Source organism: Aquaspirillum sp. LM1 (assembly GCF_002002905.1).
Lineage (GTDB): Bacteria > Pseudomonadota > Gammaproteobacteria > Burkholderiales > Aquaspirillaceae > Rivihabitans.
On sequence record NZ_CP019509.1, the window covers coordinates 904,950 to 918,347 of the forward strand.

At 64.1% G+C, this 13,398-nt stretch carries 9 protein-coding genes; 4 read left to right on the top strand and 5 right to left on the bottom strand.

Translation table 11 applies throughout. From position 1 onward, the window contains the following. The first annotated feature begins 284 nt into the window (after positions 1–284). From BXU06_RS04000 to ycaO, 3 genes are all read left to right on the top strand, one after another. Positions 285–668: a type II toxin-antitoxin system RelE/ParE family toxin gene (locus BXU06_RS04000; protein ID WP_077302644.1), complete on the top strand. Its 384-nt coding sequence runs from the start codon at positions 285–287 to the stop codon at positions 666–668. Next, positions 652–954 (top strand): DNA-binding transcriptional regulator, encoded by a 303-nt coding sequence (locus tag BXU06_RS04005; protein ID WP_077297052.1) that lies wholly within the window; start codon positions 652–654, stop codon positions 952–954. The genes BXU06_RS04000 and BXU06_RS04005 overlap by 17 nt, the downstream gene beginning before the upstream one ends. Positions 955–1,105: 151 nt before the next feature. Continuing rightward, on the top strand, positions 1,106–2,824 hold the full coding sequence (gene ycaO / locus BXU06_RS04010; protein ID WP_077297054.1) for a 30S ribosomal protein S12 methylthiotransferase accessory factor YcaO: 1,719 nt from the start codon (positions 1,106–1,108) through the stop codon (positions 2,822–2,824). Positions 2,825–2,909: 85 nt separating this feature from the next. Here ycaO and tldD read toward each other — a convergent pair whose 3' ends face one another. From tldD to BXU06_RS04025, 3 genes are read right to left on the bottom strand one after another with little or no spacing between them, the layout of a single operon-like run. Beyond that, on the bottom strand, positions 2,910–4,355 hold the full coding sequence (gene tldD, locus BXU06_RS04015; protein ID WP_077297056.1) for a metalloprotease TldD: 1,446 nt from the start codon (positions 4,353–4,355) through the stop codon (positions 2,910–2,912). A 19-nt stretch (positions 4,356–4,374) separates the two neighbouring features. Next, positions 4,375–5,184, bottom strand: coding sequence for a carbon-nitrogen hydrolase family protein (locus tag BXU06_RS04020; RefSeq protein WP_077297058.1), 810 nt, complete (start codon positions 5,182–5,184; stop codon positions 4,375–4,377). Then, positions 5,181–8,951, bottom strand: coding sequence for a YhdP family protein (locus BXU06_RS04025; RefSeq protein ID WP_256364064.1), 3,771 nt, complete (start codon positions 8,949–8,951; stop codon positions 5,181–5,183). The genes BXU06_RS04020 and BXU06_RS04025 overlap by 4 nt, the downstream gene beginning before the upstream one ends. A gap of 137 nt (positions 8,952–9,088) precedes the next feature. Here BXU06_RS04025 and glnE point away from each other — a divergent pair, with 137 nt between their 5' ends. Beyond that, complete coding sequence (gene glnE, locus BXU06_RS04030) at positions 9,089–11,803, top strand: bifunctional [glutamate--ammonia ligase]-adenylyl-L-tyrosine phosphorylase/[glutamate--ammonia-ligase] adenylyltransferase (protein ID WP_077302646.1); 2,715 nt, start codon at positions 9,089–9,091, stop codon at positions 11,801–11,803. Positions 11,804–12,262: 459 nt separating this feature from the next. Here glnE and BXU06_RS04035 read toward each other — a convergent pair whose 3' ends face one another. Further along, positions 12,263–12,637: a DUF2325 domain-containing protein gene (locus BXU06_RS04035; protein WP_374754321.1), complete on the bottom strand. Its 375-nt coding sequence runs from the start codon at positions 12,635–12,637 to the stop codon at positions 12,263–12,265. 115 nt (positions 12,638–12,752) lie between these two features. Next, positions 12,753–13,373 carry a riboflavin synthase subunit alpha gene (locus BXU06_RS04040; RefSeq protein WP_077297062.1) on the bottom strand — a complete coding sequence of 207 codons (621 nt, stop codon included), beginning with the start codon at positions 13,371–13,373 and terminating at the stop codon, positions 12,753–12,755. Positions 13,374–13,398 lie beyond the last annotated feature (25 nt).

Genomic DNA, 13,398 nt, shown 5'->3' on the forward strand with positions numbered 1-13,398 from the left:
TTCGTGAGCACTCACCGTCGAGGTGTTGTGCACAAAATTCATGGAAGACCACGCCAACACACCGAAGACAAGCCGGTGCGGGAAGCCACCAAACTGGGAGCAAATCGGCACCAATCGGTTGTCAGCCTGCACCAAGAACCGAAAAAAATAACCAGGAGATGACCACATGATTAACTGGTTTTCGTATCGCCGCCATGGCAATTGGCGCAGCGGTCTTTCCCGCCCGCCTATCATGCTAAGCACTGGAAAACCATGCCCATTTCGGGTATGGTTTGGAGGTCAAGATGACGCATATCCTTAAGCGAAAAGATTTTGCACGATGGCAGGCGGTCGAAAAGCTGTCTGATGCTGCTTTGTGCAAAGCAGTTCAGGAGATGGAAAGCGGTTTAATTGATGCCGACTTGGGCGGCTTCCTCTACAAGAAGCGGGTTGCCCGTCCTGGTGGTGGCAAGAGCGGCGGCTACCGCACGCTGCTGTCGGCACGGATCGGCAGCCGCTATGTGTTCCTGCATGGGTTCCCCAAGAGCGACAAGGCGAACATCACGCAGGATGAGAAGAAGGCACTGCAATTTGCCGGCAAGGTGTTCCTGGAACTGTCCGCCCAAGCTTTGTCGAAGGCGCTGTTGTCGGGTGTGTTATTGGAGGTGCATTGTGAGCAAGATTATTGAATCCCTGCGTGGCGACCTGGCCGCACTCCACGAAGCGGGAGCGATCAATAAGGTGACGATGCGCAACTTCGACGCGATCTGCCCACCGCCGGTGCGGAAGTTCAGCGCTGCCGACATCAAACGTCTGCGCGAAGCCTTGCAGTTCAGCCAGCCGGTGTTTGCGCTTCACCTGCACACCACGGCGTCGACCGTGCGCAAGTGGGAGCAAGGCGAGACTCACCCCACCGGCCCGGCGCTTAAACTGCTCAACATTATCGCCGACAAGGGCCTGCAGGCCATCATCTGACGTTTGACGTCCCATCAGGATGTTCGAAAAAACGTGACCCGTACATCCCTGCCAGTGCGGGGGTGACGATTTTTCAGCCGATTCCAAGCGCCGCATCGCGTACACTGCCGTCCTTGGTTTTTTTCTGAACACGCTTTTGCCAGGATGCCCAATGCAAACCCTACACTTTATTACAGGCAAAGACGCCGCGCTGGAAGACTCAATTGCCACCATGCAGGCCAAACTGGCCGCCAAAGGCTTTGTCATTGAAGAATGCTCGTGGCTGCACCCGGTAGATGCGGTGTGGTCGGTGCATATCCGCGACCGCGATTGCCCGCTGATGTTTACCAATGGCAAGGGCGCCACCCAACTGGCCGCCCACGCCAGCGCACTGGGCGAGTTTTTTGAACGCCTGTCGTGCAATTATTTCTGGAACCACTACTATCTGGGCCAGGCCCGCGCCCAGGCCGGATTTGCCCATTACCCGCGTGAGCGCTGGTTTGCCGTGCCGGCAGACAATCGCTGGCCTGAGGCACTGCTGACCCCCGAGCTGCAGGCGTTTTACAACCCTGACCAGCTGATTCCCGGCAGTGACCTGATTGACCTGAACACCGGCAATGCCGAACGCGGCGTGTGCGCGCTGCCGTATGTGCGCCAGCGCGACGGGGCCGAAGTGTGGTTTCCGGTGAATCTGATCAGCAATCTGTACGTCAGCAATGGCATGTCGGCAGGCAACACCCTGGCCGAAGCACGGGCGCAGGCGCTGTCGGAAATTCTTGAACGCCATGTCAAATACCGGGTGATTGCCGAAGGGCTGTGTCTGCCGGAAGTGCCGGAAGCGGTGCTGGCGCGCTATCCGGGTGTGGTGGCTGGCATTGCCGGGCTGCGTGCCGCCGGGTTTGGTGTGCTGGTGCGTGATGCCTCGCTGGGCGGGCAGTACCCGGTGATGAACGTCACCCTGCTCAATCCGCGCGATCAAGGCTGCTTTGCCAGCTTTGGCGCGCACCCGCGCTTTGAAGTGGCGCTGGAGCGGGCGCTGACCGAGCTGCTGCAGGGCCGTGCCCTGGACGCGCTGGATGGCTTTCCGGCACCGGGCTTTGACCTGGAAGAAGTGGCCAGCGCGCCCAATCTGGAAATCCATTTTGTTGATTCCAGCGGGGTGATTGCCTGGAACTTCCTTGGCCAGACCCCGGATTTTGCCTTTGCCGACTGGGATTTCAGCCAGACCACCGCCGACGACTACGCCTGGCTGTGCCAGCGCATTCACGACGACGGCTACGAGATTTATGTGGCCGACTTTGACCACCTGGGGGTGTACGCCTGCCGGATTCTGGTGCCGGGCATGTCGGAAATTTATCCGGTGGACGATCTGGAATACGAAAACAACAGCGTGGGCAATCTGCTGCGCCCGGCGCTGCTGCAACTGGCCGAGCTCAGCCCCAGCGCCTGCGCCGACACGCTGGACACGCTCAATCAGCTCAATATTGCCGAACACCGCCCGGTGGCCGGCCTGATTGGCCTGGCGGTTGACCCCGGTACGCTGTGGGCCGACTTGCGCGTGGGCGAGCTCAAGGCGCTGCTGGCGCTGGCTGCCGGCGATGCCGATGCCGCCCGCGAAGGCTGCGAATGGGTGCGCCACTTTGCCCAGCTCGACCCGGCGCGCCGGCAGGTGTACCACTGCGTGGAAGCCCTGCTTAACCTCGACCCGGCGGCCAACTACCAGACCGCGCTGGCCGGGCTGTATCCGGCGGATACCCTGGCCCAGGCGCATGGGCTGCTGGATGGCTCGCTGCGCTTTTTTGGCGCGTGCTCGCCGGGTATGGATCTGGCCAACACCCAGATGCACCAGCGCCTGCTGGCGGCTTACGCCAAGGTGCACGACCCGGTGTAACCGGGCCGTCGGGCATGGTGCGGCGGGGTACCTGCTGACTGGCAGAACGCCGTTGCCAGAGCGGGGGCCACCCCCTCAGCCCGGTTTACGCCGTGCCTCCCACCGTCAGCCCGCCGTCAATACGCAAGGTGGGCTGGCCGACGCCCACCGGTACGCTCTGGCCTTCCTTGCCGCAGGTGCCAATGCCGGTGTCCAGCTTCATGTCGTTGCCGATCATGCTCACGTAGTTGAGCACGTCCGGGCCATTGCCAATCAGCGTGGCCCCTTTCACCGGGTAGGCGAGTTTGCCGTTTTCGATTTTCCAGGCTTCGCTGGCAGAAAACACAAACTTGCCGCTGGTGATGTCCACCTGACCACCGCCAAAGTTCACCGCGTACAGGCCGTCCTTCACTGAGGCGATAATCTCTTCCTGGCTGTGCGCGCCGCCCTGCATATAGGTGTTGGTCATGCGCGGCATGGGAATATGCGCGTAGCTTTCGCGCCGGCCATTGCCGGTGGGGGCTACCCCCATCAGCCGGGCGTTCATCGCATCCTGCAAATAGCCCTTGAGAATGCCGTCTTCAATCAGCGTGGTGCACTGAGTGGCGTTGCCTTCGTCGTCGATCGACAGCGAGCCACGCCGGTCGGGCAGGGTGCCGTCGTCCAGCACGGTCACGCCGGGGGCGGCCACGCGCTGGCCCACCTTGCCGGCAAAGGCCGAGCTGCCCTTGCGGTTGAAGTCGCCTTCCAGGCCGTGGCCGATGGCTTCGTGCAGCAGAATGCCCGGCCAGCCATTGCCCAGCACCACCGCCATGGCTCCCGCCGGGGCCGGGCGGGCGTCGAGGTTGACCAGCGCCTGATTCACCGCCTGGGCGGCGTAGTCGGCCAGCACGGCGTCGGTAAAGTAGGCAAAGTCACAGCGGCCACCGCCGCCAGCGCTGCCTTGTTCGCGCCGGCCATTTTGCTCGGCAATCACCGTGACCGACAGGCGCACCAGCGGGCGGATGTCGGCGGCGCGCACGCCGTCGTGGCGGGCGATGTACACCACGTCCCATTCGGCGGCCAGGCTGGCCATTACTTGCACCACACGCGGGTCGCGCGCACGCGCCAGGCGTTCGAGTTTTTCCAGGGTGGCCACCTTGGCGGCGGCATCCAGGCTGGCAATCGGGTCTTGCGGCAGGTACAGGCCGCGTCCGCCCACCACACGCGGGCTGGCGGTCTGGCCGCTGCCGCCGCTGGCGGCAATGGCCCGCACTGCGCCCGCAGCCCGGCGCAGCGCCGGCAGCGAGATTTCATCGGAATAGGCAAACGCGGTTTTTTCGCCGGCCACGGCGCGCACGCCTACGCCCTGGTCGATGTGAAAGCTGCCGGATTTGACGATACCTTCGTCCAGGCTCCAGCCTTCACCACGGGTGTACTGAAAATACAGGTCGGCGTAGTCCACCTGATGGGTGAGCATGTCGGCCAGCACGCCGGACAGCGCCGGTTCGTCCAGGCCCGCCGGGGCAAGCAACAGGGCGTCAGCCTGGATCAGCAAATCGGTGTTCATCATAGTGTCCTTGTGACGCAAATCAGAAAATACGGTGGGCCAGCGCCGGCAGCCGGGTGCGTACCGACGCCATCTGGCGCAGATCGAGCTCGGCCAGTGCCATGCCTTCACCGTGCGCCTGCTCGGCCAGAATCACGCCCCAGGGGTCGATCAGCATGCTGTGGCCGTGGGTGGTGCGTCCGCTGGCGTGGGTGCCACCCTGGCCGCTGGCGATGACAAAGCACTGGTTTTCAATCGCGCGCGCGCGCAGCAGCGGCTCCCAGTGTGCCTGGCCGGTAATGGCAGTAAACGCCGCCGGCAGCACAATGATGTCTGGCTCGCCCATGGCGCGAAACAGCTCGGGAAAGCGCAGGTCGTAGCATACCGACAGGCCGATGCGGCCCAGCGGGGTGTCCACCGCCACCGGCTGCTGGCCTGGGGTGATGGTGTCGGCTTCGCAATAGCGCTCGCCCAGCCCGGAAAAACCAAACAGATGAATCTTGTCGTAACGCGCGGCCACGCTGCCATCCGGGGCAAACAGCAGGCAGCTGTTATACACCTTGTTGGCGTCTGGCGCAGCCAGCGGCAGGGTGCCGCCCACCAGCCAGATCTGATGACGGCGGGCCATGGCGGCCAGCGCGTCCTGAATCGGGCCGTGCCCCCAGGCTTCGCGCACCGCCACCTTGTCGGTGTCGTTCAGGCCCATCAGGGCAAAATACTCGGGCAGCACCACCAGCTGGGCACCCCGGCTGGCGGCGTCGGCCACCAGCCGGGCGGCGTAGGTCAGGTTGGTCGGCACGTCGGGGGCCGACACCATCTGGATGGAGGCCGCAATCAGGGAAGAAACGCTCATTTTGTCTCGGAAGTGGAATCCCCGCCAAAGCGGTCAAGTTTGCGGATGACCGGCGCGCTCAGGCTGCCGGTGATTTCGTAATCATAGGCGAACAGCTTGCCCACCGGGTCTTGCAGCACTTTTTGCGCCGCCAGCGCCGCCATGCCGATCAGTGGGTTAAGCAGCGCCGCGCCGGTGGCCAGCGCCACGCTTTCTGACAGATGCGGCTCGACGGTTACCCGCAGCTGCTGCCGGTCACGACCCAGATCGGCGCGTCCGGACAAGGCCACATTGGCCGCCGGGCCAATCATTTTCATGTCGCGGATGGTGACCAGGCCGTTATCGACGTTGATCTTGCCTGAGGCGGAATTAAACGCAAAGCCCTGGCTGAAAATGTCGTGGAAATCCAGCTGAAACCGGCGGGGCAGCGATTGCAGGCTGAACACGCCCAGCAGCCGGCCCATGCCGGGGTTGATCTTCTCAAACTGGCCGTTTTCTGCCAGCACGGTCAGCTCGCCGCGCAGCGACGACAGTACCGGGCTGAACACCCCGCCCTGCCATTGCAGCGCGCCATTGGCCTTGAGCTGGCCCCGGCGAATGGCGTCCGGGTAGCCCAGCCGGGTGAGCAGGCCATCCAGATGGGGGCTGTCCAGCTGGCCGCGCAGCGCGGTTACCCCCTGTTTGCCATCGTTTTGCCAGACGCCAGTCACCTGCACCCGGCCATCTGGGCTGTTCAGTGACAGCTGGTCCAGCTGCCAGCCGTGCGGGCGCGGCTGCATGCTCAGTTGCAGCTGGCCCAGGTCGTGTTGCTGGTAGTCCAGCCGGTCCACGCTGATGGCCAGTGCCGGCAGATTGCTGGCCAGCTGGCCCGCGCCCACTTCGCTGCTGCTGTCGGTGGCTGGCAGTGGCAGGGTCAGCCGCGCCAGCCGGGCACTCAGCCGTCCGCCGTGGTCGGGCTCCCAGCGCAGCGTGCCGGCCAGCTCCTGGGCGCTGACCTGGCCACTCCATTCGCCATGGCTGGCTTGCAGCTGCGCCTTGACCTGTGCCAGCCGGCGGCCCTGGCTGAACAACTGAGCGGCTTTCAGGTTGACCGTCAGCGGCGGCCAGTTGCCGCCGGCATCGCCGCCGCCCAGGCTGAGCCATGGGTCAAGGTCAAAGCGTTCGCTATTGATCGCCACGGCAATGCCGTGCAGCGGCAGCGGCGGCAGTGCCCCCGATGGCCCCAGCCGCAGCGCGCCGCGCTGCACCACGCCGTCGGGATCAAACAGCATCTGCCCCTGCAATGCATTGCCCAGCCTGATGCCCAGCCGCTGGCCGTGGCGTTGTTCCGGATTGGGGCTGAGGTCCAGCCGCAGCGGCAGGCTGTCGGTACTGGCCTTGCCAATTGGTGCTGGCAGCTGGCTGCTCACCCCGGTTAACGACGATTCCAGCCAGAGTGACTCCAGCTGCTGGCCCACGCTGAATTCGCCGCGATATTCGCTATTGCCGGCCACATGCGGGGCCAGCCACGGCAGGTATTGCCGGGTGGCATCGCGCAGATTGGCCTGGCCAGCCAGCTTAAACTGCATGCGCCCGGCCTGGCCACGGCTGATGCGCAGCTGGCCCGCGCCGCCCAGCGCGGTAAAGTGCAGGCCATCGCTGCTGGCCCCGGTTTCGCTGAATTGCAGCGGGCCGCTGACCTCGGTCAGCGGCGGAATGGCGTAGTCGGCAAAGGTGATGGCATTGCGGGCAAAGCGGTATTCGCCCTTGACCTGGGTGGCGTTGGCGTCGTCCAGCGGAATAGCCAGCTTCAGGCTGAGTTCGCCGTTACCCTGGGGGCGGGCTGCCGACGCCAGCCCGCCCAGCAGCCGGTCAATCGGGCTGGCGCGCAGAAACTGAATGAACGCCAGCGTGGGCCCGCGCGCCTGGCCTTCAATCTGCAAATGGCTGCTGGCGTGTTCAATATCCGGCAGCACGCCGTTCACGGCGTGCAACTGCGCTCCCATTACCCGGCCACTGGCCTGGCGGATTTCCATCCGGTTGCCCAAAAACAGCAGCTCGCCGTCAATCTGCTCCAGCGCCGGCCAGCCCGGCGCGTAGGCCAGCGTCACCTTGTCGGCGCGGGTGCGCACCTCAAACACGCCACTGCCCGGTGCAGCAAACGGAAAATGGTCCAGATCGCCCTGCAGGCGCAGGCTGGCCCCGTCGGCATGGCCGCCCTTGAGCGCCGCCACCAGCCAGCTGCGGGTGTCATTGCCAATCGACAGCGGCAGATACGCCGGTACCCGGTTGGCCGGCATCCGCCCCAGTGTGGCTTTCAGGTCAATCCGCCCTGCATGGCCAGGCACATAGCGGTAGCGCCCGGCCAGCTGGCCGCTGACATCGGCGTTGCTGAAGCGGATATCGTCCAGATCCACCGCTACGCCCTGGGCTTCGCGGGTCCACGCCACCTTGGCATCCAGCGCATTAAAACCCAGCGGCGCAACAAACACCCCCGGCAGGGTCACACTGGCGGCCCCCTGGTTTTTCAGGTTCAGCTCGCCCCGGTTTTCGTCAAAGTTCAGCGCACCGGTCATGCCGGTGACCGAAGGCAGCACGCCAGAGCCATGCCAGCCCAGCTGGCGAAACGCGCCCGACACCTGGTAGCGCGACGGGGCCACCACATCGCCACGCCAGCCAACATGTACTTTTTCGACAAAGCCGGTTGGGTCGAGGGTTTTCCACGCGGTGTTCTGGTCCAGCGGCAAATGGCGCAGCAGTGGCTTGATCGCCGCCAGGTCTACCTGCGACAGGGTGAGCTTGCCATGGCCATCGCTGCCTTCCTTCCATTCGCCGTCAATATCGGCGTGGTCGAAGATAGCCGCGTTTTCTGCCACCGCCACCAGGTCGTGGGCGGCCAGCTTCCAGACACCAGACGACGACTGGCTCAGTTGCACCGCGCCAGACAGCACCGGCACCCGTACCGCGTCTTCATTGGGATTCAGCCGCAGCAGCACATTGCGCAGCGACAGACGGGCATTGAGCATGTCGATGCGCGCACCGTCAAAGCCCAGTTCAACGCTGGTTTGCCCCTCGCCCTGTGGCAGCACCCGGCTGCGGTTGAAGTTCAGGTAGTTTTCCCAGGCCGACAGCCGCACCCCACCCACCTCCAGCCGGGCGCGGCCCTGCCAGCGTTTCCAGTCGGCCAGCCGGTCGCCGCGCCAGTCCATCGACGCAGAAAAACTCGACAGCCAGTCACGCGGCGGGCGGGCGCTGATCGACAGGCTGTGGCGCAGCAAGCCCCGGCGCAACACCACCCGGCCTTCGGTCAGGGTGAGCTCGGCCAGGCCGGCAAATTCATCGTGCCAGTGCAGGGTGGCCTGATCAATGCGCACCTCGCCCTGGCGCAGCAGCCAGTCGGGCAGCGCCGAATCGCCATTGCCCTGGGTCAGATCAATGCCGTTGACCAGAATGGCCCCCTGGGGGTCGCGGCGGATATGGATCACCGGGCCGGTGAGCGCAATCCGGTCGAAGTGCGGCTCCAGGCGCCATAGCGAACTGAGCGATGGGGCCAGCTCCAGCCGGTCAAACTGCTGGGTGGCACCGGTTCCGGGCTGGGTAATGGTTACCTGGCGCATGTACAGCACCAGCTGGCCGTGCCGCCAGCCGCCGCCCAGCTCGCCAATGCTGACCGTCTGGCCAATGCTGTGCGACAGCTGGGCGGCCAGCTCGGGCTTGAACTGGGGCAGGCGCGGCAACAGCCAGAACTGCACCACGCAGGCCAGCGCCGCCAGCAACAGTGTCACGGACAAAATCAGCCATCCCAGCACGCGGGTCAGCCGTCGCGCCAGCGGATGGCGCAACTGGGGGAATCTGCGGGTGAAAACGTTCAAAACTCACGCCCGCTCAGGATATGATAGAGAGATTCACCCATGGATTCGTCGGTTTGATGAAGAACGGTCATTATATGCCAGTAAGCCTTCCCGTAGCCTCCCCCCTGACGCCAATTGCCGCGCTGTGCGCCGCGCGCGAGCATAGCCATTACCTGACCCGGCTGTTTGCCGCCAATCCGGCCCTGGCCGAGCGCATTGGCGACGAAGCCAGCTCGCCCTTCACCCTGGCGCACATGCAGGAAGGCTTTGCCAGCCTGCCCGCCGACAGCGAGGAGGCGCTCAAGCATAATCTGCGCAAATTGCGCCAGCGGATGATGGCGCACCTGATTACCCGCGACATTGGCCGGCTGGCCGACCTGCACGAAGTGGTATCGACCATCAGCCTGTTTGCCGAGTTCTGCGTGACCACCGCACTGGCCCGGCTCAAGCCGCTGCTGGCCCACTACGGCGAGCCGGTGGGCGAAGAAAGCGGCGAAGTGCAATCGCTGATTGTGGTGGGCATGGGCAAGCTGGGCGGTGGCGAGCTGAATGTCAGCTCGGACATCGACCTGATTTTCATCTACCCGGAAGACGGCCAGACCCAGGGCGGCACCCGGCGCATCAGCAACCACGAATACTTCACCCTGCTGGGCAAAAAGCTGATTGCCGCCTTGTCCGAGCCCACCGGCGATGGTTTTGTCTTCCGCGTGGACATGCGCCTGCGCCCGTATGGTGATTCCGGCCCGCTGGTGATGAGCTTTGCCGCGCTGGAAAACTACCTGCTCAGCCAGGGCCGCGAATGGGAGCGCTATGCCTGGATCAAGGGCAAGGCGCTGACCGGCGACGCCGACGGGCTGAACGCGCTGATCCGGCCCTTTGTTTACCGCAAGTATCTGGATTACAACGCCTACGGTGCCATGCGCGAGCTGTACGCGCAAATCCAGCGCGAAGTGGCGCGCCGCGAGCTGACCGACAATGTCAAGCTGGGTGCCGGCGGCATCCGCGAGGTGGAATTCATCGCCCAGGTGTTTCAGCTGATTCGCGGCGGTCGGGAAAAAAGCCTGCAAGTGCGCAGCACCCGCGAAGCCATGGCGCGGCTGGCCGAGCTCAAGCTGCTGGAGCCAGAAACCGTCAGCGAGCTGCTTGAGGCTTACACCTTCTTGCGCGATGTCGAGCACCGCCTGCAATACCTGGACGACCAGCAAACGCAAACCCTGCCCGGCAGCGACGACAGCCGGCTGCGGATTGCCCTGAGCATGGGCTTTGCCGACTGGGAGCTGTTTGTCGCCGCGCTTAACCGCCAGCGCAAACGGGTGAACCGCCACTTTGAGCAGGTGTTTCTGCTGCCCAGCGAGCAGCACGGCGACCACCCCTTGGCCAGCCTGTGGCAGGACGTGGGCGAAGCCAGCGATTCGGTGGTGGACCGGCTGGCGGCGCAGGGCTATCACGATGCCCCGGCAGTGGCGCACCAGTTGGCCACCCTGGCGCGCAGCCAGCGCTACCAGCAGCTGCCCACCGCCACGCGCAAACGGTTTGACGCGCTGATTCCACCGCTGATTGAAGTGTCGGCGCAATGCCCTAACCCGGACATCACCCTCACCCGCATCATCAACCTGATGGAAGCCATCAGCCGCCGCGCGCCCTATCTGGCGCTGCTGACCGAATACCCGCAAACCCTGCGCCGGCTGGCCACGCTGTATTCGGCCAGCCCGTGGGTGTCCACCTACCTGACCAAGCACCCCATCCTGCTGGACGAACTGCTCGACGCCCGCGTGCTGTACGCCGAGCCAGACTGGCCGGCACAGGCCGCCCAGCTGGAACAGCAAATGGCCGAGTGCGACCGCGACGTGGAAGCCAAAATGGACACCCTGCGCCATGTGCAGCACGCCCAGCAGTTTCGTCTGGTGGCGCAGGATCTGGCCGGCATGTGGCCGCTGGAAGCCTTGTCCGACCAGCTCTCGCAGCTGGCCGACATGGTGCTGGACACCACCTTGCGCCACGCCTGGCAAGACGTGGCCAAGCGCCATGCCAACACCCCGCGCTTTGCCATCGTCGGCTACGGCAAGTTGGGCGGCAAGGAACTGGGCTACGCCTCCGACCTCGACCTGATCTTTTTATACGACGACGACCACCCGGACGCCGCCGACTGCTACGCCCGGCTGGCACGCAAGCTGTCGGCGTGGATGACCAGCGCCACCCCGGCAGGCATTCTGTACGACATCGACCTGCGCCTGCGCCCCAATGGCCAGTCTGGCCTGCTGGTCAGCACGGTGGAAGCCTTCCGCGACTACCAGGCGCGTGATGCCTGGCTGTGGGAACACCAGGCGCTCACCCGCGCGCGGTTTGTCGCTGGCGACAGCCGCATTGGCGATGCCTTTGAAAAAGTGCGCTTTGACGTGCTGGCGCTGCCACGCGAACTGGCCGGCCTGCGCCACGAAGTGCTGACCATGCGCGAACGCATGCTGGAAACCCACCCAGCGCAGCCAGACAAGCTCAAGCACGCCCGAGGCGGGATTATTGATCTGGAGTTTATTGTCCAGTATCTGGTGCTGGCCTACACCCACTATCACCCGGAACTGGCCGGCAATATCGGCAATATCGCCCTGCTGCGCCTGGCCGCCAACGCCGGGCTGATTGAACACGACCTGGCCGAAGCCTGCCAGGCCGCCTACCGGCATTATCGCCGCCTGCAGCATGCCCAGCGGCTGAACGAACACGCCAGCGTGGAAGTAGACGACGTGCTGCTGCGCCACTACAGCGACGTACAGGCGCTGTGGCAGGCGGTGTTTGGGGAAACCAGCGGAAACTGAAAGAAGCGCGGAATGAATCGGTATTCCCAACCGGGCCTGGCCCGGTTGGGGGGGCGTCTGCCAGTAGTCAGTCACGTTGAAATACAAGGGCATATGCGAGCAAGCTGGCGTCGGGCATCTCTATTTGTTCTGTTAAAACAAATCCTTGCCTTGCCACAGCGAAGCACCCGCCGCGCTTTACCCCGCCATTCCCGCGCAGGCGGGAATCCAGGGGCATCCACAGCGTGCAGCGGGGCAAGTTCTCACGACCGCCCCACAATGCCAACCCCCCACGGCGCACGCTGTGGCGCGGCCTGGGTTCCCGCCTGCGCGGGAACGACAAGTGAGGTGAGGCTTATGCCGAAAGAGGTCTGGTCACCCATCACCTTGAAACGCAAAGGCACATGCGAGCGAGCTGACGTTGAGCATCCGCACCAATCCAATAATGATCGGTTTATATCATGATGAATCACTACTGGTTCAATGCCGGGCCGATTTATCGCCCGACTTGCGCGACTGCTGCTGGCACGGCGTGGCGCAGCGCTGGCAGTCGGCGCTGCTGAAGCCGGCGTTGTCCAGCGATTGCTGCAGCGCACACACCGAGCGGCGGCAGGCGATGAAGCGGATGTTTTCCTGCGCGGCCAGCGAGCGGAAATGCTTCATCACATTGTGGCCAAGGAAGTCGGTAAACAGAATCAGCAGGTCGGTGCCCGCCGGTAGACGGTCTTGCTTGCGCTGGTGGGCGCTGTTGCGCCCGGTGAGGTGGCGGTGGATCTGTATGCCGTAGCCGTCCAGCACGGCAGGAATATTGCCCAGGGTGTCGGCACCCACCAGCATGGCTTGCATTGCGTTCATCGCACGAACTCCAATAAATGATAACCATTATCATCTTATAAAGTGCGTGCGCTGACAAGCGCTTTTCACCGTGCGGCCAGCAGTTGGTGTGGCGCATGCCACACCAGGGCAATACTCAGCCCGCTGTGACGCCGCGCTCGGCCAGCAGGCGCTCCACCGTATCCACAATCACCTGGGTTTGCGGGTCGATTTCAATATTCACCCGCTCGCCGGCACTGCGCCAGCCCAGGCTGGTGCGCGCCAGGGTTTCCGGAATCAGATGCACGCAAAACGCATTGCCGCGCACCTCGCCAATGGTCAGGCTGCAACCATCGATGCCGATATAACCCTTGGTAAACAAAAAGCGCGCGTGCTCCGCCGGCAGGCGAAACCAGGTGGTGCGGTTATTGGGGGTGTCGATCACCTCAATCACCTCGGCGGTGCACAGCACATGGCCGCTCATGGCGTGGCCGCCAATTTCTGCGCCAAAGCGGGCGGCGCGTTCGATATTCACCCGGCTGCCCACCGTCACCTCGCCCAGATTGGTGCAGGCCAGGGTTTCCTGCATCAGGTCAAAGCTCACCCGCTGGCCGTCAATCGCCGTCACCGTCAGGCAGCAGCCGTTATGCGCCACCGACGCGCCCGGCTCCAGGCCGTCGCACCAGTCGGCAGGCAGCGCCAGCACATGGGTCTGAAAATTTTCTTTGGCGTCAATCGCCACCACTTCTGCCGTGCCCGCCACAATTCCGGTAAACATGGGTCAATGCCTCGCAACAGATGAA